Source organism: Mesorhizobium sp. W067 (assembly GCF_054719525.1).
Map to the genome: position 1 here is coordinate 208650 of NZ_JBTTII010000001.1, position 20752 is coordinate 229401.

18 protein-coding genes are annotated in these 20752 nt (G+C 63.8%); 2 read left to right on the forward strand and 16 right to left on the reverse strand.

Translation table 11 applies throughout. The annotated features are described in order from the left end of the window. Window positions 1–64: 64 nt before the first annotated feature. The gene (locus ACYG97_RS00900; protein WP_050590357.1) at window positions 65–1048 is read right to left on the reverse strand and encodes an ABC transporter permease; all 984 of its coding nucleotides are present in this window, start codon (window positions 1046–1048) and stop codon (window positions 65–67) included. A gap of 286 nt (window positions 1049–1334) precedes the next feature. On the opposite strand from ACYG97_RS00900, the gene ACYG97_RS00905 reads away from it, so the two are divergent. Further along, entirely contained in the window at window positions 1335–2297 is a 963-nt protein-coding gene (locus ACYG97_RS00905) for a sugar-binding transcriptional regulator (RefSeq protein ID WP_023668527.1), read from the forward strand. A gap of 16 nt (window positions 2298–2313) precedes the next feature. Here ACYG97_RS00905 and ACYG97_RS00910 read toward each other — a convergent pair whose 3' ends face one another. The 9 genes from ACYG97_RS00910 to ACYG97_RS00950 all read right to left on the reverse strand — a co-directional run bounded on the left by ACYG97_RS00910 (window position 2314) and on the right by ACYG97_RS00950 (window position 12616). Next, window positions 2314–2559 (reverse strand): hypothetical protein, encoded by a 246-nt coding sequence (locus tag ACYG97_RS00910; RefSeq protein ID WP_023732153.1) that lies wholly within the window; start codon window positions 2557–2559, stop codon window positions 2314–2316. Beyond that, window positions 2556–2906 (reverse strand): hypothetical protein, encoded by a 351-nt coding sequence (locus ACYG97_RS00915; RefSeq protein WP_156937148.1) that lies wholly within the window; start codon window positions 2904–2906, stop codon window positions 2556–2558. The genes ACYG97_RS00910 and ACYG97_RS00915 overlap by 4 nt, the downstream gene beginning before the upstream one ends. A gap of 97 nt (window positions 2907–3003) precedes the next feature. Continuing rightward, window positions 3004–4491, reverse strand: coding sequence for a xylulokinase (locus ACYG97_RS00920; protein WP_023732151.1), 1488 nt, complete (start codon window positions 4489–4491; stop codon window positions 3004–3006). Between the two features lie 20 nt (window positions 4492–4511). After that, window positions 4512–5834 (reverse strand): NAD(P)H-dependent oxidoreductase, encoded by a 1323-nt coding sequence (locus tag ACYG97_RS00925; protein WP_023732150.1) that lies wholly within the window; start codon window positions 5832–5834, stop codon window positions 4512–4514. Between the two features lie 161 nt (window positions 5835–5995). Further along, a complete protein-coding gene (locus ACYG97_RS00930; protein WP_023732149.1) occupies window positions 5996–7099 on the reverse strand; it encodes a mandelate racemase/muconate lactonizing enzyme family protein in 1104 nt (367 codons plus the stop codon). Window positions 7100–7116: 17 nt separating this feature from the next. Next, window positions 7117–7824, reverse strand: coding sequence for a GntR family transcriptional regulator (locus ACYG97_RS00935; RefSeq protein ID WP_023732148.1), 708 nt, complete (start codon window positions 7822–7824; stop codon window positions 7117–7119). A 180-nt stretch (window positions 7825–8004) separates the two neighbouring features. Further along, window positions 8005–9159, reverse strand: a complete 1155-nt coding sequence (locus ACYG97_RS00940; RefSeq protein WP_460221549.1) for an efflux RND transporter periplasmic adaptor subunit — start codon at window positions 9157–9159, stop codon at window positions 8005–8007. 14 nt (window positions 9160–9173) lie between these two features. Continuing rightward, the gene (locus tag ACYG97_RS00945) at window positions 9174–12362 is read right to left on the reverse strand and encodes an efflux RND transporter permease subunit (protein ID WP_023732146.1); all 3189 of its coding nucleotides are present in this window, start codon (window positions 12360–12362) and stop codon (window positions 9174–9176) included. Beyond that, complete coding sequence (locus ACYG97_RS00950; protein WP_023668519.1) at window positions 12356–12616, reverse strand: hypothetical protein; 261 nt, start codon at window positions 12614–12616, stop codon at window positions 12356–12358. The genes ACYG97_RS00945 and ACYG97_RS00950 overlap by 7 nt, the downstream gene beginning before the upstream one ends. 242 nt (window positions 12617–12858) lie before the next feature. On the opposite strand from ACYG97_RS00950, the gene ACYG97_RS00955 reads away from it, so the two are divergent. Further along, complete coding sequence (locus tag ACYG97_RS00955) at window positions 12859–13440, forward strand: TetR/AcrR family transcriptional regulator (protein ID WP_023668517.1); 582 nt, start codon at window positions 12859–12861, stop codon at window positions 13438–13440. A gap of 336 nt (window positions 13441–13776) precedes the next feature. On the opposite strand, the gene ACYG97_RS00960 is transcribed toward ACYG97_RS00955, so the two are convergent. From ACYG97_RS00960 to ACYG97_RS00985, 6 genes are all read right to left on the reverse strand, one after another. Beyond that, window positions 13777–14799, reverse strand: a complete 1023-nt coding sequence (locus ACYG97_RS00960) for a LacI family DNA-binding transcriptional regulator (RefSeq protein WP_023668516.1) — start codon at window positions 14797–14799, stop codon at window positions 13777–13779. Window positions 14800–14936: 137 nt separating this feature from the next. Then, the gene (locus tag ACYG97_RS00965; RefSeq protein ID WP_023668515.1) at window positions 14937–15731 is read right to left on the reverse strand and encodes an ATP-binding cassette domain-containing protein; all 795 of its coding nucleotides are present in this window, start codon (window positions 15729–15731) and stop codon (window positions 14937–14939) included. 4 nt (window positions 15732–15735) lie between these two features. Beyond that, complete coding sequence (locus ACYG97_RS00970) at window positions 15736–16722, reverse strand: ABC transporter permease (protein WP_023668514.1); 987 nt, start codon at window positions 16720–16722, stop codon at window positions 15736–15738. Window positions 16723–16840: 118 nt separating this feature from the next. Further along, window positions 16841–17773, reverse strand: coding sequence for a substrate-binding domain-containing protein (locus tag ACYG97_RS00975; RefSeq protein WP_023687083.1), 933 nt, complete (start codon window positions 17771–17773; stop codon window positions 16841–16843). 296 nt (window positions 17774–18069) lie between these two features. Continuing rightward, window positions 18070–19098 (reverse strand): ABC transporter permease, encoded by a 1029-nt coding sequence (locus ACYG97_RS00980; protein WP_198029665.1) that lies wholly within the window; start codon window positions 19096–19098, stop codon window positions 18070–18072. Beyond that, window positions 19095–20639 (reverse strand): sugar ABC transporter ATP-binding protein, encoded by a 1545-nt coding sequence (locus tag ACYG97_RS00985; RefSeq protein ID WP_023726381.1) that lies wholly within the window; start codon window positions 20637–20639, stop codon window positions 19095–19097. The genes ACYG97_RS00980 and ACYG97_RS00985 overlap by 4 nt, the downstream gene beginning before the upstream one ends. Window positions 20640–20752 lie beyond the last annotated feature (113 nt).

A 20752-nucleotide genomic window follows, 5' to 3' on the forward strand; every position in this document is an offset into this window, starting at 1 on the left:
TTCGGATCGACCGATCCGTCTATCGCCCGGACGTTCCGGGCGAATTCTCAATTGTGCCCGTTCTCTATCGCGCCCTGCGCCGCCAGGTATCGCTGGCGACCGCCAGCGCGATCACCACGCCGATCACCACCTGCTGGATGAAGGGCGAGACGCCGAGCAGATTGAGCCCGTTGCGCAGCACGCCGATGATGAGTACGCCGACCGCGGTGCCGCCGATCGAGCCGATGCCGCCCGACAGGCTGGCGCCGCCGATCACCACCGCCGCGATGGTGTCGAGCTCATAGCCGAGGCCGGAACTCGGCTGCACCGAATCCAGCCGCGCGGCGAGCACGATGCCGGCAAGACCCGCAAGTACGCCGCAGATGGCGTAGACCCAGTTGGTCAGTGACTTCACCGGAATGCCGGAGAGCCGCGCCACCTCGGCGCTGCCGCCGATGGCGTAAAGGCTGCGGCCGGTGGCGCGGTAGTTGAGGAAGATGGCGAAGACGATCGCCAGCACCATCATCACCCCGACTGTGACCGACAGGAAGCCGAAATGGCGGATGATCGACAGGCTGGTGAACCAGTCGGGAAAGCCGACGATCTGCGAACCGTCGGTGATCATATTGGCAAGACCGCGCGCCACCGACATCATCGCCAGCGTCGCGATGAACGGCGGCAGCCGGGTGACGGTCACCAGCAGGCCGGACACCAGTCCGCAAAGGCCGGCGACGACCAGTGCTGCAACGACGCCGGCCGCAAGGCCGAGATTGAGATAGTCGGGGTGGGAGACAAAGCCCATCACCATGGCGGCCAGCGCCAGCACCGAGCCGACCGAGAGATCGATGCCGCCGATCAGGATCACCAGCGTCATGCCGATTGACATGATGCCGAGCACGGTGATCTGGTCGAGCACGTTGAGGATGTTGCGCACGGTGAGGAACGTGTCGGTGGTCAGTGTCAGCGCCAGGCAGAGCAGCAGCAGTCCGATCAGCGGTCCCATGGTTCCGGCAAACAGTGCCGAAAGCTTCGCGGCCGTCGCACCTTGAGTGCCGGGCGCGGCTTTCAACTCGCCAGCCTTCGACTCGCTTGCATCATTACTCACGGCCACTTCGTCTCCTCCGTCAGCGAAACGGCGATGGCCTGCCGTCCGCTCTTGTTCACCAGGCACCTCCCTGTGAACAATTTATCTTTGATATGCAATTTTGTTCAGCTAAACTGTTCATTAGAAAATTGTCAAGAGCCGTTGCGCCATTCGGCGGTGGTTTGCGCCACCGGGCGGTTTGTCCTAGGGAAGGCCAGGGGGCGGCGCTTTGCGGAAAAGATTTCCGAAATCTGCCGCGGGAGGGCAAAAGATGGCGACCGTCGAAAACGAGAAGGCTTCGCGCTTCCCCGATGCCGAGCTCAAGGCCCGCGCCGCCTGGCACTACTATGTCGAGGGTCTGACGCAGGAGCGCATCTCCGAGATCCTCGGCGTCGGCCGCATCAAGGTGCACCGCATTCTCTCCGCTGCCCGCGAGGAGGGCATCGTGCAGTTCCGAATTCGCGACAGTGTCGTCGAATGCGTGCAGCTCGAGGAGAGCCTGAAGCAGCGCTTTGGGCTAAGCCAGGCGGTCGTGGTGCCGTCGGCCGCCGACCGCAGCAACGCGCCGCTGATGATCGGCCACGCGGCTGCCGCCTATCTCGCCGACAATGTGAATGCCGGCGACGTCATTGCGCTGGGCTGGGGCCGCACGCTGAAATTCGCCATCAACGAATTGCCGAGGCGGCCGATCGCCAGGACGACGGTCGTCTCGATGCTCGGCGGCCTCACCCACGCGCAGCCGCTCAACCCGACCGAAAGCGCCTGGGAGTTCGCCGAAAAGATCGGCGCTGAATGTTTCCTGCTGCCGGTGCCGGTCTATGCCGACAAGCCGGAACAGCGCGATGCCTTCATGAGCCAGCGCAGCGTCCAGGATGTCGTCTTCCGCGCGCGCCGCGCCAACATCGCCGTGCTCAGCGTCGGCTCGTTTTCCAAGGACAGCCCGATCGCCAATTACGGCTTCATCAAGCCGAGCGAACTTGAGGAACTGCAGGCCGCCGGCGCGGTCGGAGACCTCTTGTGCCATTTCATCGACGCCGAGGGCCACCCGGTCGACCATGAGGTCAACCGCCGCGTCTGCGCCTATCCGCTGCAGGATTTGTCCGATATTCCGAGCATCATACTGGTTTCAGGTGGTCAGGAGAAGGTCGCTGTGATGCGCGCGGCGCTGGCCAACACCAGGATTTCGGTGCTGATCACCGATGAGGATGCGGCCAAGGGCCTACTCAACCGTTGAGCGCTGTCGGCCTGGGTCAGAATTCGCAGGGCTCCGGACGACTGTCGTCCGACCAGTCGGCCAGTGCGATCGGCACGAATTTTCCCGCGACCGGTTTGCCGTCGTCCAGGTCCTTTGAAGCGGTGCCTTTGCCGGTGAGAAAATTGATGTCGCAGCCGCCCAGCGTCGTCTCGACCGAGCCGTCGGCTTTCTGCACATTCCAGTCCCAGTCGCGACTGTAGCCGGCGACAAGGAATTTACCGCCGCGCCAGACGATGGTCAACGTTGTATCCCATGATTTGTTGGCGCCGCAGCCGAAGCACGAGGTGACGACAAGCGATCCCTTGCCCTTGCTTTCGAGCCCGAGAATACGGTCCTGCGTAGCGCCTTCTTGACGAAGTCAGGCTTGCGCGAAGGATCGAGCTTTCCTTCACCGGCAGCCAGATAGATCGAGAGATCCGCCAGCCCGCTGTCGGAATCCGCCGCGATCACGGCCCGATCCATCCTGCCGTCATTGTCCATGTCGAGCGTGACCTCGAAGGGCGGCTCGTCCTGCGCACGCGCCGTCATTGGAGCTGCCGCAAGCGCGACAATCCAGGGCAGGGCGGCAAGATGAAATACTGCTTTCATGAGCCCGATGAGTCTAGCATTGGCCGGGCAGGACGCAAAATCGGCAAGCTGGGCAGGTTGGGCATGGGAGCCTCACGCAGGCAAGCTGCGCTTGAACTCAGATCGCACCGAGCCGCGCGTGGATGTCGCGTGTCGCGTGATAGAGGTCGCGGTAGATCGCCTTGCGCGCCCGGTAAGCCGGCACCAGCGTCATATCCGGATCGACACGCCTGGCCGGCGCCGCCGCCATTGCCTTGGCGGCGTCTTCCGTCGAGGCGAACCAGCCGATCGCCGAAGCCGCCAGCATGGCCGCGCCAAGGGCCGCCGCCTCGTTGACCGGCGACACGAACAGCGGCCGCTCCAGCACGCTGGCCATGATCTTCATCAGCAGCGCCGAATTGGTGCCGCCGCCGGCGGCAATCATCTCTCCCGGCTTGCCGCCGCTTTCGGCCTCCATCGCCTCGCTGGCGATGGCCTGCTCCAAAGCGATGCCTTCCAGCGTGGCGCGGAAGAGATGCCTGGGCTCATGGTCGAGCGACAGGCCAACAACGGCGCCGCGCGCCGCGCCATCCCAATAGGGGCTCATGACGCCGGCCCAATAGGGCATGACCAAAAGACCGTCGCCGCCGGCCGCAACATCGACCGCACCCTTCTCCAGTTCTGCCGCGGAAGACGCGCCGGTGGTGCGCACGATCCAGTCGACCAGTTGCATGCCCGAGCGCAGCACGGTTTCCAGCATGAAGCCGGAGCCGGTCGGCGAGACCAGCGTGCGAAACGCGTCCGATGTGGTGACCGTGCCGGAATAGCAGCCGCTGACGACGCCGGAGCCGAGCGAGAGATAGCTCCTGCCGGCACCATAGACGCCCATGCCGAGACCCATGGCCTGGCCATCGCCGGCGCCGGCGACAATTGGCGTGCCCGCTTTGAGGCCAGTCAGCTGGGCAATGCTTTCGGCAAGGCCGCCGCAGATTTCGCCTGGGCCGATCAGCGCCGGCAACTGCCGTGGCTGCAGCCCTGCAGCCGCGACAAGCTCAGGGTGCCATTCGCCTGTCGCGACATCGAGCAAGCCGAGCGGGTCGGCACTTGCCGTGCTGGTAACCAGCCGTGCGGTCAGCCGGTGAACGAAGAAGCCATGAACATCGACCAGGGCGGCGGCGTTGGCCAGCACCTGCGGCTGGTGTTCGGCCAGCCAGGCGATGGCATAGAGCGCCGGCGTCGGATCCGGCGGCTTGCCGCTCCAGTCGCGGATCGTCTCGCGGCCAAGCTCGGCCGACAGCCTGGCGACTTGAGGCCGGGCGCGCTCGTCAAGCCACAGGATCGCCGGGATGAGCGGCGTGCCGGCCTGATCGATCAGGGTGAAGGTCTCGCGCTGATGGGCTATGGCAATTGCCGCCACGCGCGCGGCGCCGACCTTGTCGGCAACCTGCTTCAGCGCACTGATGAGGGCTGCCCACCAATGTTCGGCATCCTGCTCGAAATGGCCGGGCTTCGGATTGGCCAGCGGATAGGCCTCGCGCGCCTGGAACAGCTCCGCGCCGTCGCCGGTGAAGGCGATCGCCTTCACCGCCGTCGTCGAGGCATCGATCCCGATAACGACATCGTCCATCACAGGGAGATCCCGAAGGTTCAGGCGGCGTTGGTCACAAACTGTCCATCCGACTGGTCTAGACGGCGGCGGATCTGCGTTATCACCATCGAATCGTCGGGTACACAATTTTCATAGGTAAGGAAGTCGCCGGTCTTGACCGGCTTGACCACCTTGGCGCGTTCGGCAATCCCGAGCGGCAGCGCGCCCTTGGCGCGGGCGTCCTCCCAGGTCATGGCGAAGCCGCGATAGTCGTTCTCGCCGATCATGCCGAGCGATAGGCCCGCGCCGAGATCGCTCTTGGCCACCGCCACCGCTTCGGCGACCGGATGGTCGAGGGGCTCCATGTCGGCGCGTTTGTAGACAACGGCGCGCGCCGCCGACAGTGGCACTTCAAGGCTTGTCAGGTGATAGGGACGGTAGATCGTGAAATAGGGGCCCTTGCCGACCTTGAGGTCGACCATGCGCTCCAGCACGCGCGGATGCCTCGTTTCGATGATGCAGAACACGCCGGGCGCCACGCCCTTGCCGATGGAATAGTCGACCACGCCCTTGCGGTGCAGCACGCCGCCATCCTCGCGCGGGCAAAGCACGCTGGCCAGTTCCTCCAGCGTCGCCGTCGGGCCGTGCATGCCCGGCACGTCGGGCACCAGCCCGGTGGCGTTGGCAATCGCCACCATCTCGATCGCCGTCTTGGAACCGTCGACGAACTCGACCAGCATGCGCGCATTCATGTTCCGCTCGGCCGCCTCCTTCTCGTAGTCGGCGGGCATGGCGTCGATCTTGAGCGGGTTGTTTTTGCCCTTGCCGGCGGCGATGATGTTGAAGCCGAGGCTCTTGGCGAAGCCGATGATCTCCAGCGTGCAGGCGGGTTCGTCGCCGGCCGCACCGGTGTAGACCACGCCGGCCTTGCGCGCTTCCTCCTTGAGGAAGCGGCCGATCGTAATGTCCGCCTCGACATTGAGCATGACGATGTGCTTGCCGTTCTTCATCACTTCGAGCGCAAACAGCGTTCCGATGTTGGGATTGCCTGTCGCGTCGATGATGACATCAATGCGGCCGGCCGCGGCCAGCGCATGCAGATCTTCGGTGACAGCGATCTTGCCGGCCTCGATGGCGCGGTCGATGGCAGAGGCGTTCGCAGCCTGGACGATGTCGGAGCGGTCATGGCCGGCGAGCAGTGCGGCATCGATCGCCGCTTGCGGCCGCACCTCGGAAATGGCACCGATCCGCATGCCCGGCATCAGCGCCACCTGGACGACGATGTCGGTGCCCATCTGCCCGGCGCCGGCGAGTCCGATGGTGATGGGCCCTTGGGCTTCAGCGCGCTGCAGAAGTTCCGCTGCAAATTGCGGATGGGCCATATCGCTTCCTCCAGTCATGACGCGCCGCAGCGTCAAATCATCATTTTGAACATTCCTATTTACATTTGAAAAATATTTCAACCCGCAAATCGGAGAATGGCTGCAGGACCAAATCTCCCACGGAGGATTCGTGGGGTGACAGCTTCATGCTGCGCTTGATCTCAGCCGATCTCTAGGAAAGGCTTGCCGAGCAGGTCGGGCACGACATCGATGCCGAGGCCGGGCCCGTCGGGAATGCCCATGTGGCTGCCGGTGACCGGTGGGGCGTTGGAGGCCGTGCGCACCGTCACCCACTCATGGAAGGCGATGGCGTGCAGCCGGCGTTCTTCCGGCGTCGACAGCGACAGATGCGCCATCGCCGCCGTGTCGATCTCGGCGCCGCCCGTATCCTCGACGGTGATCATGAAACCGAGATCGACGGCGACGTCGCGGATTTGCCTTGTCCTGGTTACGCCGCCAAGCCGCGAGATCTTCAGCGTCAGCCCGTCGGCGGCGCCCAGGCGATGGATTTCCAGCATCGCCTCGAGCGAGATGACGCTCTCGTCCAGCACCATCGGCTTGTCGAGCATGCGGCGCACCGACATGTTCTCCTCGATCGTCGTGCAGGGCTGCTCGAACGTGTAGTCGATGCCGCGCGTTGCATCGGCGAACTGCCGCGCCTGGTAGGGTGTCCAGCCGGCATTGGCGTCGCAGAAAATCACCGTGCCTTTCGGCACGGCCGAAGCGACTGCGCTCACCCGCTCGATGTCTTCATGCACATTGCCGCCGACCTTGACCTGCAGCCGGCGGCAGCCCTGGGCGATGATCCTTTTGGCCAGTGCCGCCATCTGGTCGAGCGTGCCGTGGGTGACGACGCGGTAGGTCTCCGCCATGTCGCTCTCGCGGCCGCCAAGCATGGTCACCAGCGGCACGTCGGCGGCCCGGGCCGCCAGATCCCAGCAGGCCATGTCGAGCGCCGACTTGATGTAGCGATGGCCCTTGAACACCGTATCCATCAATCGGCCGATGCCGGCGAGGCCACGCGGGTCCTGGCCGATCAGGTGCGGCGCGATCTCGACCACGCCCGCGCGCGTTCCCGCCGGAAAGGCGGCCGAATAGAAATTGCCGAGCGGCGCCATCTCGCCCCAGCCGGTTACGCCGCTGTCGGAGGTGATTGCGACGATCACCGCATCGAAGCAGTCTGCAACCCGCCCCTTGGACATGCGGTAGGGCCCGTCCACGAAGGGCTGCACGACGCGATAGGCCTTGATGGTTTTGATCTGCACTTGTCTGTCCGTTGTCTCTAGGCGTTGAGGAGGGTCAGCCCTTCGATGTTCCGCTGGTCGAGGCCACGCGCATAGGCAAGCAGCTCTTCGAAATCGAGGTCGATATGTTCACGCGCATGGCGCTGGGCGGCGCGCATGTCGGCGCCCTTCAAGAGCCGCACATAGGTCTCGTGGAGATCTTCGGCCGGCACCGGCTCGTTGCGGGCCCGCTGGTGCAGGGCAAAATACATCTGCAGCCGGCTGGTCAGCCGCTGCCAGGTTTCCAGCAGCACCGAGTTGTCGGCCCATTCATAGATCAGCCCGTGCAATTGCAGCGCGGCTTCGATCTGGCGGGTGGTGTCTCGCGCGCGCGTCGCCTGCTTCACTGCCTCGTGCCGGCGGTCGAGTTCGCCGAAGAAGCGCTGGTCGCGCAGCTTCCATGTCCGCTCGATGGCGAATTCATCGAGCACCTTGTTCAGCGAATAGGCGTCGTCGATATCTTTGGCGGTGACATCGATGACGAAGGTGCCGGCATAGGGAATGCTGGTCAGGATGCCTTCCTGCACCAGCTCGCGCATCGCCTCGCGCAACGGCGCACGGCTGACCCGCATCTGCTCGGCGATCCTCAGCTCGTTGAGCTTTTGGCCGGGTTCCAGCTGGCCGGTCAGGATCGCCCGCCGCAACAGCGCAACGATCTCGGCTCGGCGTGTCGTATCCGCGATCGGATTGAAGTCCAGCTTGGCCATTCCGTCACTCCAGTGAGAGCCGGAAACAGACAAGCAGATTGTCGACAATCCTACAATATGTTTGTTCCGGATTCTTGTGCCTTGCGGTTACTCCAAAAACGGCGTGCGGCGCTCCATAAAAAAACGGCGCCCTCGGCGTGGAAGCCGAAGGCGCCGCAGGACCGGGGCTGATGGGGGTTATCAGCTGGCCGGTTTCTCCTGGGGCAACGGCGAGATCGGCATTCCTGGGCCGATCTTCTGCAGATTGCCCGTTATCACCTGGTCGCCTTCGGCAACGCCGCTGAGGACCGCCACAAGGTCGCCGCTGGTCGCGCCAAGCGAGACGATGCGCTGGTCGACCGTGTTGCCCTTGCCGACGATATAGACATATTTGCCGAGCTGGCTCGAACCCAGCGCCACCTGCGGCACCATCAGCGCGTCGGGCAGCTGCTTGATGTGCAGCCGCACGCGGACATACTGGCCCGGCAGCAGCGAGAACTTCGCATTGCCGATGGTGGCGCGCGCCGTAATCGTGCCAGTCGAGTGGTCGACCGTGTTGTCGATGAAGGTGAGTTCGCCCTTCTGGCTGGCTTCGGTCTCGCCGGGCAGCAGCACCTCGACCTCGATCGGGCCGGCGGCGCGGGCCCGTTCGATTTCTGCCAGGTCCGTCTCGCTCGGATTGAAGGTGACGTAGATCGGGTCGAGCTGCACCAACGTGTTCAGCACCGTGCCGGCGACGCTGACCAGCGTGCCGACCGAAGCCTGGTTGCGGCCGACGCGGCCGGCAAACGGAGCGTGGATTTCGGCGTAGCTCAAATTGAGCTCGGCCGTCCGCACCGCCGCCTGGTTGACGGCAAGCGACGCTTCGGCCTGACGCAAGGTGCTCGTGCGCTGGTCGAACCCATCCTTGGCCAGATAACCGCTCTTGGCGAGTTCGGAGCCGCGGCCGAGATTGGAGCGCGCATAGTCGAGGCTCGCCTGGTCGCGCTGCACTTCGGCCTTGGCCTGGTCGAGAGCCGCCTTGAAGTCGTCGGGCGAGATCTTGTAGAGCAGATCACCCTGGCGCACATCCGCGCCGTCCTTAGCCGTCTGCTCCTGCAGATAGCCGGGCACGCGGGCCTGCAAGGTGACGCTGCGGATCGCCTCGATGCGGGCGGCGTAGTCGAGGTAGATCGGGATCGTCTTCTTGACCACGCTCGTCACCGGCACCGGCATGACGAATGCCGCAGGTGCTGCCGTCGCTGCCGCCGTGCCGGCATTGAGGCTGAGATTGCCCATGTCGAGGAAGTGGACGCTTGCCACCGAGATCGCTCCCAGGGCGACGGCCGTTCCCAAAGCTATTTTCCATTTACGCATTTTGGTCTCCAATTCTATTCGGCTGCTTCGGCCAGGCGCATCCGCGCTGGTTCGGCTGTCGGTTCATTATTGTCCTGGTCATGAGCGGCGTTCTGTTCGCTGCGCACGCGGCCTTCGCGCAGCTGCTCGATGACCGCGTAGAAGACCGGCACGAACACCAGCGACAGGATGGTCGCCGCGACCATGCCGCCAAACACGGTGGTGCCGATCGACTGCCGGCTTGCCGCACCCGCACCCGTCGCAAACATCAGCGGCAGCACGCCGAGGATGAAGGCGAAGGCCGTCATCAGGATCGGCCGCAGCCTCAGCCGCGCGGCTTCCATCGCCGCGTCGACAATGCTCAAGCCTTCCTCGCGCCGCCGCCTTGCAAACTCGACGATCAGGATCGCGTTCTTGGCGGCGAGGCCGATCAGCATGACGAAGCCGATCTGCGAGTAGACGTCGATCTGCATGCCGCGCAGGAACAGGGCTGCGAAGGCGCCGAACAGGGCCAGTGGCACCGCCAGCAGCACCATGAACGGCATCGCCCAGCTCTCATACTGCATCGCCAGGATCAGGAAGACGAAGACGATGGCGAGGCCGAAGACGACCGACGCGATCGATCCTGCCTTGAGCTCCTGGAAGGTGATGCCGGTCCATTCGAAACCGAAATCCCTGGGCAAAGCGGTGGCGGCGGCCCGTTCCATCGCGGCAACCGCCTGGCCCGACGAGAAGCCGGGGGCTGCGCCGCCATTGATCGTGGCCGAGGCGTTGTTGTTGTAGTGCGGCACGGTTTCCGGGCCGACGAACGGCACCAGTTTGCCCAGTGTGCTCAGCGGCACCATGCCGCCGGAGGCGTTGCGCACATAGAGCCGCGAAAGGTCGCCTGCGTCGGCACGTGCATCCTTGTCGGCCTGGATGGTCACCCGGAAGGTGCGGCCGAACAGGTTGAAGTCGTTGACGTAGAGCGAGCCGAGATAGATCTGCAGCGTGTTGAAGACGTCGGGCAGGTTGAGGCCGAGCAGTTTGGCCTTGCTGCGGTCGAGGTCGTAGTTGAACTGCGGCGTCGAGGTCGAGAACGGCGAGAACAGCTGCTGCGGGTTGATTTCCGGCTGCTTGCGCGCCTCGGCGATCACGGCTTGCGTCGCGTCGTTGAGGGCTGAACTGCCTCGCCCGGTGAGGTCCTCGACGACGAATTCGAAGCCGCCCGTGGTGCCGATACCCGGGATCGAAGGCGGATCGAAGGACAGCGCGAAGGCTTCCGGAATCTGCATCAGCTTGCCGCGCACATCGGAGACGAGCTTGGACGCGCTCTGGTCGGGGCCGCGCTCTTCCCACGGCTTCAGGATGGCGAACTCGACAGCCGAGTTCGACTGCGCCGCACTGGTCAGGAAGTTCAGGCCGCTGATCGAGCCGACAATCTCGACGCCGGGTGTTGCCTGCAATATGTCGCGCGCTTTCTGCGCCACCGCATCGGTGCGTTCCAGCGAGGCGCCGTCAGGCAGCTGGATGACGACGAAGAAGTAACCCTGGTCCTCGACCGGAAGGAAGGTCGAGGGCAACTTCTGCCAGACGAAGTAGGTGGCCACCAGGCCGGCCGCGAACAAGCCGAGCATGATCCAGCGCAGCCGGATTAGGATACGCACGCCGTGCGCATAGGCATGCGACAGTCTGTCGAAGCCCGTGTTGAACCAGCGGAACGGGGCGAACTGCGTCTCGCCGCGATGGAGCAGGAAGGCGGCGCTCAGCGCCGGGCTGAGCGTCAGCGAGTTGAAGGCGGATATGCCGACCGAAATCGCCACCGTCAGCGCGAACTGATTGTAGAGCTTGCCGGAGACGCCGGGAATGAAGGCAACGGGCACGAAGACGGCCATCAGCACTGCGGTGGTGGCGATGATCGGTCCGGTGACCTCGGCCATCGCGGCCTTGGTCGCCGCCAGCGGTTTGAGGCCCGCCTCCAATTGTCGCTCGACATTTTCGACCACCACGATGGCGTCGTCGACGACGAGGCCGATGGCCAGCACCATGCCGAGCAGGGAGAGCATGTTGAGCGAGAAGCCCATCATTTCCATGACGACCATCGTCGCCACCAGCGACACCGGAATGGCGATGGTCGGGATGATCGTCGTGCGCCAACTCTGCAGGAAGATGAACACCACGGCCACGACCAGCACCAGCGCTTCGCCGAGCGTGATCAGCACGTCATGCATCGATGCCGACACGAAGCGCGTGGTGTCGTAGTGCATGGCGTAGGAGACGCCCTTGGGGAACCGTGCCGACAGTTCCTGCATCTTGTCCTTGACGTGCTGCTGCAGATCGAGGGCGTTGGAACCCGGCATCTGGTAGACGGCCAGCACCACCGTCGGGTCCTTGCCAAAGAAGGCCGACGACGAATATTGCAGCGCGCCGAGCTCGATGCGGGCGACGTCGCGCAGCCGCACCAGCGAGCCGGTGCCGGTGTTGGCGCGCACGACGATGTCGCCGAACTCCTTGGGGTCGCTCAGGCGGCCGACGGCGTTGACCTGCATCTCGAAGGCGGTGCCGGCGGGCGCCGGCGACTGGCCGATCTTGCCGGCCGCCACCTGGACGTTCTGTTCCGAGATGGCGTTCTGGACGTCGACAGCGGTGATGCCGAGATTGGCGAGCTTGTCCGGATCGAGCCAGACGCGCATCGAATAGCGGCGTTCGCCGAATATCTGGACGTCGCCGACGCCAGGCAGCCGCTTCAGCGGATCGACGACCTGCAGATAGGCGAGGTTACTCAGCGCCACCGGATCGACCGAACTGTCGGGCGAGGTCAGGTTGACGATGAGGACGAAATTTGGGTTCTGCTTCTTGATCGTCACGCCGCCCTGGTTGACGATCGCCGGCAGCGAGGAGGCCGCTTGCGAGACGCGGTTCTGGACGTCGACGGCCGCGGTACTCAAGGAATAGCCGACATCGAAGGTGATGGTGATGGTCGAGGAGCCGTCATTGGAGCTCGACGACGACATGTAGGTCATGCCTTCGACGCCGTTGATCTGCTGCTCCAGCGGCGTCGTCACCGTATCGGCGACCACTTGCGCGCTGGCGCCCGGATAATGGGCGCTGACCACGACCTGCGGCGGCGTGATGTCGGGAAACTGCGAAACCGGCAAAAGGAAATAACAAATCGTCCCGGCGAGCACCATGATGATGGCGATGGCCGAGGCGAAGATCGGACGATGGATGAAAAAGTTTACCACGACACGCAAACCTCTTTAGAAGAACCGGCCTCTTTAAAAGAATGGGCAGACCGGGACAGCCGCCTGCTGCGCACCGAACCCGGGTCCTGCAAAAAATACGAAGACGGCGCCGCGCCGCTGAGGCCCTGCTCATCGGCAACGGTCCTCAGCATCGCTTCGAAGGCGCGCGGGTTGACGCGGTCCGCTTTCATCACCAGCCGGATCATCGGATCCCGGATGGCTTCATCGATGGTCAAATCCTTGCGCTGCGACATTGGAGCGTCTCCATTCCAGCGATTCGCATCGGACGATCGCGAACCGGTTTTCATCTCTTCACCGGCCGGAGCCGCATGACCTGCAATTTTCACCCCGTGTGATCTGGCAGGACCAGTTCACGGCCTTGTTATTGACGGAAGGCCACATAGGTGTTACCAGTAAGTAACATTCGGATAGTTACAGACCGGTAACACCCTAGTCAAGAGGTGAACCGAATTTTTAGGGAGACAAGGAGACTGCGATGGCAGACGGCATTACCGATCGTGTGCGCCCCCGGGATCGAATCCTGGAGACGGCGCAGGACATGTTTCACAAGCATGGCATCAAGGGCGTCGGTGTCGACGCCATCACGGAAGCCGCCGGCACCAACAAGATGACGCTCTACCGTCATTTTGAGTCCAAGGACGAACTGATCGTCCAGTGCCTGCGCGCGTCGGCGGCTAAAGGGGCCGCGATGTGGGACCAATTCGAGGCGGAGCATCCCGGCGACAAGCTCGCCCAGTTGCATGCCTGGATTCGCATGGCCGCTGCTTGCCTGGCGGCTGACGGTCGCGGCTGCGACATGGCCAATGCCGCCGCCGAATTGACCGAGCCGGACCATCCCGCCAGGAGCGTGATCAAGGAGCTCAAGAGCGCTCAGCGCGATCGCCTCGTTGCGCTGTGCCGGGATGCGGGCATCGGTCAGGCCGAGCTTCTGGCCGATACGCTGTCGCTGCTGTTCGAAGGGGCGCGCGTCAGCGTGCAGACCATGGGCTGCCAGGGCCCCAGCACGCAGTTCGTGCGCATGGCTGAAGGCCTGATCAGCTCTTTCAGGGCGCGCTGAATTCCAGCTTTCGGAGTTGAGGAGTCCCCATCATCCGGCGGGGCTTTTGGCTATTCTCCGAACTTGCCCGTCAACTTTAATTTAGATTCATTTGAGAATGAAAAAAGCCCGCTGCCGGGAGGAGGTGGCAGCGGGCTCGATTTCGAACGAGATGCGGGAGGAGGTGCACCGCGCTCAGCGTCGGCATCGCATCTGGGAGGAGTAGATGGCCGACACCCAGATGAGTACGGGTTGCCCAATGATTCGGCAACAATGAAAGTTGCATGGCTGCTGTGCAGATTTGCGGCATCTACCCCGACTTGTCGTACAAATCGGAGAAACCGCCACGGCGCGACTTCACTGCACCGGCACGTTTTCCTTGAAGATCAGCCGTGGCTCGATGAACTTCTTCGTCAGGTAGGGCGCGGCGGACGCGATCGAGCCGAGCAGGCGGATCACAGATTGCTCCGCGATCAGCCGCGCATTCTGGTCGATGACGACATCGGCGAGGTCGTCGACGAGATAGCCGCGCGTTTCCTTGGTCAGGTCGTGGCAGATGAAGACCGGCTTCTTCTTTGGCTTGGCCTCGAGCAGCGCTCTCGCCACACCTGAGCGCCCGGCCCCGACGCAATAGATGCCGAGCAGTTCCGGCTCGTTGTGCAGCGCCTGCATCGTTGCTGTGTAGCTGCCTTCGGGTTCGTCATTGATCTCGACCGCACTCGAGACGGTGAGATTGGGGAATTCCTCTGTCAGTACCGACCGAAAACCCATTTCGCGCTCCTCGTGCCCGCGATAGGAACGCGAGCCGACGACCATCGCCAGATGACCCTGGCGGCCATTGAGGAAGCGCCCCATCAACAGCGCCGCCGTGCGTCCGGCAACCCGGTTGTCGATGCCGACATAGGCCGAACGCGGGGCGGCTGGAACGTCGGAGACCAGCGTGACAAGGCGGATGCCTGCCTCGACCACATCGCGCAATATGTTGCGCGTTCGCGGATGATCGACGGCAATGACGCCGACGCCATTGGCCTTCAGCGACAGATTTTCAACCGCCGCCTGCAGCGCTGCCGGCGAGATGCCGCCGAGATTGTGGATCCGGCACGAGGCGACCAGCGGCAGGCGTCCCGCATAGTCCTCGATGTGCCCGGCGAGGTCGATCATGAAACCGTTGGCGCCGATCGGCAGGAAGAATTCAAGATGCGCCGGCCGCGACGGCAGCGTCACCTGATCGACCACCGGCAAATAGCCGAGCTGCTTGGCCGCCTCCATCACCCGTTGGCGGTTGGCGGCGCTCGCGCCGGCCCGGTTGTTCAGAACCCGGTCGACGGTCGCGGTCGACAGGCCGCAGCTCCTGGCAATGTCGGCAACGGTGGCTTTCATGGCTGCAGTCATAGAGCATGATCCCGAAAAGTGGGAACCGGTTTTCTCGGACAAACGGGAACCGTTTTGTTAAAAGGTCATGCTCTACAACGAGTTAGAGCGGATGCGTTTCCGTGCCAGGACGGCGCGAAGACGGTTCAGCCGTGCGATGGCCCGCCTTCGATGATGGCGTCGCGGATCTCCTTGTCCGACATCCCGGTGATGATGCGTTCGACCTCGGCCACGCTGGTCTTCTTCGGGTCGATGTCGTCGGCCACCACCTTGCCCCGGCGCATGACGACGATGCGGTCAACCACCTGGAAGACATGGTGGATGTTGTGGGCGATGAAGATGCAGGAATGCCCGGAATCGCGCGCGTTGCGCACGAAGCTCAGCACGCCTTGCGTCTCGGCGACGCCGAGATTGTTGGTCGGCTCGTCGAGGATGATCAGGTCGCTGTCGAAGTGCATGGCGCGCGCGATGGCGACGGCCTGCCGCTCGCCGCCGGACAGGGAGCCGATCGGCGTCGTCGGCGGGATGTTCTTGGAGATGCCGACCTGTTTCAACAGGTCGCGGGCGACATTGTTCATCGCCTCCTGGTCCATGCGGTTCAAAAAGCGCGGCGGTTTGATCGGCTCGCGGCCGAGGAACAGGTTGCGCGCGATCGACAGCTGCGTCACCAGTGCCGAATCCTGGTAGATCGTCTCGATGCCGTGCGCGATGGCGTCGCTGGTGCTGCGCAGATTGACCTTCTTGCCGCGGATGAAAATGTCGCCGCTGGTCAGCGGCACCGCCCCCGACAACACCTTGATCAGCGTCGATTTGCCGGCGCCATTGTCGCCGAGCAGGCCGACGATCTCCCTTTCGTTGACATGAAAATTGGCGTCTTCGAGCGCCTGCACGCGCCCGTAGGACTTTTTGATGTTGGACATGCGGATGAGCGGTTCAGCCATGGTTCTAGGTCCCTGCCTGATGCCGGCGTTCCAGCCATGAGTGCAGCGCCATCATGCCGAGGATGATGGCGCCGATGAAGATGTTGTAGGCCAGCCCGGGCACGCCGATCAGCACGATGCCGTTGCGCATGACGCGCAGGATGAGGATGCCGAGCACGGTGCCGATGATAGTGCCGCGCCCACCGGTCAGCGCCGTGCCGCCGATCACCACCATGGCGATGACTTCGAGCTCGTAGCCGGTGCCGCTGTTGGGGTTGGCGGCCGACGTGCGCAGCGACGAGATGACGCCGGCAAGCGAAGCCATCACCGACGACAGCACGAACAGGCCAATCTTGACGCCGCTGACGTTGACGCCGCGCGCCCTTGCGGCGCCTGGATTGCCGCCGGCTGCCTGGATCCAGTTGCCGGTCCGGCTTTGCGTCAGCACGTAGCCCAGTGCGATGGCCGCCGCGATGAACCAGAAGAGCGACATGTAGATGCGGAACGGGCCGATGAAGAAATCACCGACCAGCGCTTCGGCCAGCCAGCTGCCCTCGGCGCTCCACGTCCGCTGCGGAAAGCCGTCGGTGACGAACAGCGCGGTGCCGCGCACCACCAGCAGCATGCCGAGCGTCACCAGGAAGGATGGGATTTTCAACTGCGTGACGAACCAGCCATTGACCAGGCCGATGAAGGCGGCGATCAGCAGCGCGGCGAGGAAGCCGACCTCCAGCGAGGTCAGACCGCTGTTGAACAGCGTCCACATCAGCACCGGCGAAAAGCCGAACAGCGAGCCGACCGACAGGTCGAATTCACCCGACGTCATCAACAGCGTCATCGCCAGCGCGATCAGCCCGAGCTCGACGGTGAAGGCCAGCGTGTTGGAGATGTTCTGCGGCGACAGGAAATCGTGGTTGATGCTCCAGAACACCGCGATTTCGACGATAAGCAGAACGAAGGGCCCGAATTCCGGCCTCGCGATCAGGCGTTGGATGAGCGAACGGTTTTCCACTGATAACCCGCGACAGGAAGGGAAAGGCTGAAACCTCGCACGTCGTGCGAAGGGTTCGGCGAAAAAGGAAAAAGACAGTCGCGACCGCGGCTGCGGCCGCGACTGTTGAAGGTCTGGGTTATTTACCGGACAGGATGTCGTCGTAGACCTGCGCGGTGTCCTTTTCATAGAGCGCGCCGGTGATGACGTTGAAGCCCGGGGGAATGCCTGACGCCGCCATGTTGGCCAGCGACAGAGCGACATAGCTGGTCGCCTGCGGGTCCTGCCACTGGCCGGCATTGACGTAGCCGGTCAGCACTTCCTGGGTGGTGTCGAGCGAGTTGCCCCAGCCGACGACCGGGATTTCGCCCGGCTTGATGCCGGCCTGGTCGAACACCCGCTTGATCGAGCCGGTGACCAGATCGCCGAGGCCGATGATTGCCTTGACCTTGGCCTTGTTGGCGGTGAGATAGTCGACCATGCGGTTGATGGCCTCGGCCTGGTCGAGGGTCGCTTCGGTGATCTCATAGGTGATCCCCAGCGGTTCGAAGACGCTCTTGATGCCTTCCTCTTCCTGGACGCCGTAGGTGGCGCCGGGGATTTCGACCGGCATCCAGACGAAGTCGCCCTTCTTCACCAGGCCCTTGTCGACCAGATATTGCGCCCAGTGCTTGCCGAAGGTGACGTTGTCGCCGCCGACATAGGCGTCGAAGCTTGCCTTGGGATCGGGCGTGTTGAAGTTGATGATCGGGATCTTGGCGGTGTTGGCTTCCTTGGCGATTTCGATCAGGCTGCCCGGATCGGGGCTGGTGGTAACGATGCCGTCGGCCTTTGCCGAGATCGCGGCGCGCACGGCCTCCTGCTGCGAGGCAACGTCGCCATTGTGGAACGAGGTGTTGACGGTGTTGCCGGTGTCCTTCGCCCATTGCTTGGCGCCGGCCAGGAAGTAGGTCCAGACCGGGTCGGCCGGGCCGCCATGCGAAATCCAGTAGAACGTCTTGGCCTGTGCCGCCGCCGGAACGGCCAGCGCCACAATCAAGCCAAGCACGAGTAATCGTAGCCTCGTCAGCATTTGCTTTCCTCCCATGTTGAAAAACGACCTCCACGTCCGGCGATGATCCGGGCCATGCCCTTGTTCCTCTCCTCCTGCCAGCGCCGACCCGGATGCGCAGAGCATCTTCTTTTGCGGCCGATGGCAAGCCTCCATCCGCCCAATGGATGGTGGCGCGATGCAACGCGCCATCATCGATCCCATCAGATCGCATCAGTTAGAGGGCAATTCCAGGAAAAGTGTGAAACGGTTTTCCGTCCGGAATTGCGTCAACCAAGAGATAGAGATATTTCCCGGCAAGCAGGCGGGGCTTAAACTCAGGCGCGCGGATTTTCCTGGAAGCGCTCGGCCTGGCGGATGCGCAGCACCTTGTCCAGCCGGTCGAGCGCGAGCGCCAGCACCATCACCGCGCCGATCACGAAGGGGCTCCATGCGGCGTCGATGCCGAACAGGGTCACGCCGCTCAAGATGACCTGGACGATCAGCATGCCGATCACCGCACCGAAGACGGTGCCGCGCCCGCCGGAAAGCGAGGTGCCGCCGATGATCGCCGCGGCAATCGCCATCAGCACGAAACCGCCGCCTTGGTCGACGTCGGTAACGGGAGAGCCAAGCCACAGCGCGCCCGCCAGCCCCGAGACGATGCCCATCAGCACCAGCGTCTGCAGCCGCACAGCACCTGTCGGGATGCCGGCATAGAGCGCCGCCTGCGGATTGCTGCCGACGGCCTGGATCCGGTAGCCGAAGCGGCTGCGGTGAAGCACGAGGTGCATCACCACCGCCATTGTGACGAAGACAAAGACAGCCGTCGGCACTAGGCCGAACAGCTTGCCGTGAACGATCTCAAAGAAGTCGCCGCCTGGGCTGGCCGGAGCTGTCGCTTGCATCTTGACGGCCACCGCCGCCAGGCCCCGGAACATTGCAAAGGTGCCCAGCGTAACGACGATGGCCGGCAGTCGCAGCGCCACCACCAGCAGGCCGTTGACGAGGCCGAGCCCGGCGCCGAGCAGCACGCCGGCAAGGGCGGCAAGCCACGGGTCGATGCCGGCGGCCAGAAGGAATGCGGTGAGAAGGGCCGCGAGATGGAATATCCAGCCGACGGAAAGGTCGATCTCGCGGAGTGCGAGCACGAACACCATGCCGATCGCCAGCATGCCGGGATACGCAGCGGTTTCCAGCAACGACAGCACATTGGCCTCGTCGAGGAAATCCGGCCGGGCAAAGCCTGTAATCGCCACAAGGACAACGAGCCCGATGAGCGGCCTGAGTTCGACGGGCAGGCGAAGGCTGCGCTTCGGGTGGGCAGCCGAACCGGCAAGCTGTAGCATGGGATCCAATCGTGTCATGCCATGGCTCCCACGAGTTTCTTTTTCGGCCGCTCCGCCTCCGGCATCTCGCCGGTGGTGGTCAGTTGCAGCACTGTCCTTCGCTTCATCTCGGCGCCGGACAGCTCGCCGGCGACCCGGCCGCGGTGGAAGACAAGGACGCGGTTGCTGAGGTTGGTCAGTTCGGACGGCTCGACCGAACGCAGCAAAACGATACAGCCATTGGCCGCCATCTGCCGGATCAGCGCATAGATCTTGCGCTTGGCAGCCGCCTCGATACCGCCAGCCGGATTGTCTAGGAGCAGCACTTGCGGCGCCGTCTCCAGCCATTTGGCGATTACGATCTTCTGCTGATCGCCGGCCAGCAGCGAATTCACCGGCGCGTCCGGCAGGCCCTTGATGCGCAGCGCATCGATCTGCCTTGCGGCGGCGGCGATCGCGGCCTTGGGCGAGTAGCGGCGAGACCCCCAGTTGCGGGCGCCGGTAGCGATGTTGCCTATGTTGAAGGCCAGCGACCGGTCGGGCATCAGGCCGTTGCACAGGCGGTTGGCCGGCACCAGGCCGATGCCGCGCCGCGCCGCTTCGGTCGGATTTCCAGGCAAGCCGTAGCCGTCGGGGAGCCGCACCCTGCCGCTTTGCGCCTGGCGCAGGCCAAACAGCATCTCGAACAGGTCTTCAACGCCCGACCCCTCAAGCCCGGCCAAGCCGAGGATCTCGCCGGAGCGGGCGGTGAAGCTGACGCCGGAAATCCGGCCGCCGCTCAGACCCTCCACCGTGATCCGCGGCCTTATCGTGCTGGCATTGGCCGGCAGTGCAGGCGGGAACAGGCTGCCGCGCTGCTGGCCGATCATGGCGTCGATCACATCGGCTTCGCTCAACGCCGAGCGCTCACTTGTCAGCACGTCACGGCCGTTGCGCATCACGGTGACCTGGTCTGCGATCGCAAACACGTCCTCCAGCCGGTGCGAGACATAGAGCACGCTCGTGCCCTTGGCCTTGAGGTCACTTAGTACGGTGAACAGGTGCTCGGTCTGGCGCCGGTCGAGCGCAGAATTCGGTTCATCGAGGATCAGCAGCCTCGGGCCTTCCAGAATTGCGCGGCCGAGTTCGACATATTGCCGTTCGCCCATGCCGAGTTGTCCCACAGGAGCGTGGACATCGACGTCGAGCTTGAGTTGCCGAAGCAAGGTGCGGCTGCGTGCCTCCATCTCGCGCCTGGAGACGAAGCCATTGCGCAACGGCTCGCGATTGACGAACAGATTGGCCAGCACCGAGCGGTCGGCAAACAGGCCGAGCCCCTGGTGGACGACGCCGAAGCTGTGCTTGCGTGCAGCGATCGGGCTGTCGACGGTGACGATCTGGTCGCCGACGCGGATGGTGCCGCTGTTGGGCCGGAGCACGCCGGCAAGCAGCTTCACCAGCGTCGACTTTCCGGCGCCGCTTTCACCGACGACAGCATGGATGGTCCCCTGTCCGACAGACAGGTTCATATCCCTGAGCGCGACAACGCCGCCATAACGCATGGCGAGATTGCGCACCGATATCATCGGCAAACCGAGCATGCGATTCGGCCCCCACAGACCGCGCCCCGATCCTGGAGCGAATTTCCGATACAGTCACCCGGATTCCGCTAACAAACGGCTTACAGGGACCGGATGCGAACGTTTATCGGCTA